At 66.0% G+C, this 2,694-nt stretch carries 2 protein-coding genes; both read right to left on the reverse strand.

All coding sequences use genetic code 11. The features are described from left to right. Nucleotides 1-641 precede the first annotated feature (641 nt). Nucleotides 642-2,144: a CoA transferase gene (locus AC5JJ1_RS15280; RefSeq protein WP_495785960.1), complete on the reverse strand. Its 1,503-nt coding sequence runs from the start codon at nucleotides 2,142-2,144 to the stop codon at nucleotides 642-644. 271 nt (nucleotides 2,145-2,415) lie between these two features. Beyond that, the coding region (locus AC5JJ1_RS15285) for a hypothetical protein (protein WP_495785961.1) at nucleotides 2,416-2,694 on the reverse strand (279 nt) is incomplete at its 5' end.

Genomic DNA, 2,694 nt, shown 5'->3' on the forward strand with positions numbered 1-2,694 from the left:
AATCACACCGTACCCGCAGGCGCAACCGCCATGCCCGGGAATCTGCTCCGGTTACCGCCCGCCCTGCCGTCGGCTGTCCTTGACCAACCACTGCAAACCGTCCTCCAGAATCTTACCGATAGCTTCCACATTGATCGGAGCCGAACCATTCGGTCTCGGTTGGCCAGCGGTGTGTCCTTGACCCCTGATCGCAGACGCAAGCCGAGCCGCCAGAGGGGCGAGGTTGGCTCGGGCGAAAGCGTCGAAAGCAGTAAACCCCTCCGGCGAGCTACTGTCTTGCCTGCAATCTCTGGCTAGCAGACTAGCGGCAACCCGTTGCAAAGAATGCGCACGATCAGTTTTTGCAACGGCATCCGCCTCGAGCCGCGCGATGACTTGCTGCACCACGTCTGAGGGACCTTGGATGGCCGAGCGGAGTGCCTCCGCCTCCTGGCGAGTGGCTTGAGCCTCGCCTTGAAGCCGTTCTGCTTCTGCAGCCAGCGATTGGGCTGCAGTGATGGCGTCGTTCTGATTCATCTTGAGCACATGAGGGCGGGCGCCGGAGCGAGCAAGAGGCCACCATATGATCTGGTTTGACTAAACGCCTGCTCGGCTCAGGAGCAACCTCAGCCCTTATCGACAAACACAGAGGGGTTCTCAGATCAGGCACGCGCCAGCGAGGGAAGTTCAGCCCCTCGGGCCAACCATTCGGGCTGGTCTCCCCCCAGCTTCGGTGTCGGCAACGCCCAGCGGCACGGCGTCTCCGATAGGCGCAGCACTGGGCCAAGCGTCAGCAGATCGCCGTAGGACGAGTGCTCGGGCACATAGAGTGGCTCGAGCTCCGCCTCGGTCAGTTGCTCCGGTGCATCGTCGAAACTGTTGAGAAGTCCCTGGCGCTGATAAAACATGGCGGATTGGCAGAGCGAAGTTTGCACGTGGTAGCTCCCGCCTTCGCGGGCACGGCGGGCCAGCGCCAGCATCGTGCCGAAGGCCGCGAGGTAGCCCGTCAGGTAATCGCAGATCGGCGCCGGGGCGAGCTTCGGCCCGCCGGCGCCGGTCATCTGCCCATGAGTGTGGGCAATGCCCGAGACCGACTGCGCGACCTGCTCCCACCCAGCGCGCCCCGCAAAGGGGCCGCCAGATCCGAAGCAGCTGACCGAGACGGTGATCAGGCCTGGGCGGAGCCGAACCAAATCCCCCAAGCCGAAGCCGCGCTCGCCGAGTTGGCCGGGACGGTAGCCGTTGACGAAGACATCGGCCTCGCGCGTCAGCGCGGCCAGGCGGTTGGCCTGGTCGGCGTGTCTGAGGTCGAGGAAACAGCTCCGCTTGCCGTGGCTCAGGTCGCGCACGTATTCCGGCACCTGCGGCAGGTGGGGGGCGGTGACCATCAGCACGTCGGCGCCGTGCTCCGCCAGCGTGCGTCCGGCGGTCGGTCCGGCCAGGATGCGGGTCAGGTCGAGCACGCGGACCCCTGACAGCGGGCGGTCACCGGGCGGCAGCGGCTCGGGCTGGCCCTCGGCGACCTTGGTAACCTCCACCACGGGCCGGGCGGCGAGATAGGCACCTTGCGGGTGCGCCAGCCACTCCTCCCGCGTCCGGACCTTGCCGCCGCAGGCGCGCGCCTCAGCGATCGCGGTCTCGAGCGCGTCGGCGTTCCAACGGGCGACGGCGGCGCTGACGGAGGCTTGCGTGCTCTCGCAATCCAGCACCTCGAGCACGCGGCGCTCCAGGTGAGGCAGGTTGAAGTGCGGCAGGAACCAGCGCCCGTCCGCGGTCGGCCAGGGCTGGGTCACCGTCGCCATGTGCTTCATGCTGTCGGAGATCGGCGGACGCCGGTACTGCCCATCCCCGTCGCGCTTCCTGGTGTAGTCGACCACCCGCAGCGTCGCTGCCGCTTCGGGCACCGCGATGCTGACGACCTGGCGGCGGCCGGTGCGCAACTCCCAGAGGTCGTTGGCCGCAACGCCGGTGGCGGCGAGGACAGCGGCTGCTGTTTCTCCGACGCCAAAGGGTGTTCGGTAGAACGGGTCACACCCGGTGATGGTGACCTCGCCAGCCTCCAATGCCGGTGAGCCGCGGACGGCCACCAACTCGGAGAGGGCGGCGGACCGATCTGCCTGCGTCATCTTGGTCCCTTTTCGCATCGGGGGCGTGTCGGGAACCATGTCATGCCTTGGACATGCCGGGTAGCGAAGCAATCTGTCCAGGATGAAAGCTGTGCCGTTTTGAGTGGGGTTGGCGGACGACGGTGCTTCCGCTCTTAAGAAGCCGGCGGCTTCAAAATCCGTCCCTCCAACACCTACAGAAGTCGGTCAGCGTCTCGGGCCTTCAACGAATGACCTTGCAAGCTTTGCGCATGGTGGTCCCGGTCAAAGCGTTTGGCGCGGCTGAGGCATAGTCATTGCCGCAGTCAGGTCAGGGCACGGCCGTCGCGCATCAGCCGCAGATCGAGCACGTCCACAAGCCGCGCGCTTCTCGGACTCGTTCGACGAGATACCCGCAGCGGATGCAGTTGGCACCGTCATCGTCCCCGGCAAAGGGATCAGCAAAACGCCGCGCCGTCATTGGCGGCGTGTCTGCCTCTGAGTTGCGTTGGCCGAAGTGTTTGGTGGCCACGGTGCTGCTCGGTATCTCAGCGGACTTCTCGTTCGGTGCTGTAGCCTGAGGTCTGGAAATTCTGGTGGCGAGGAGGGCGGGCTTGCCCACCCGTGGGGT

This window comes from Belnapia sp. (assembly GCF_059504005.1).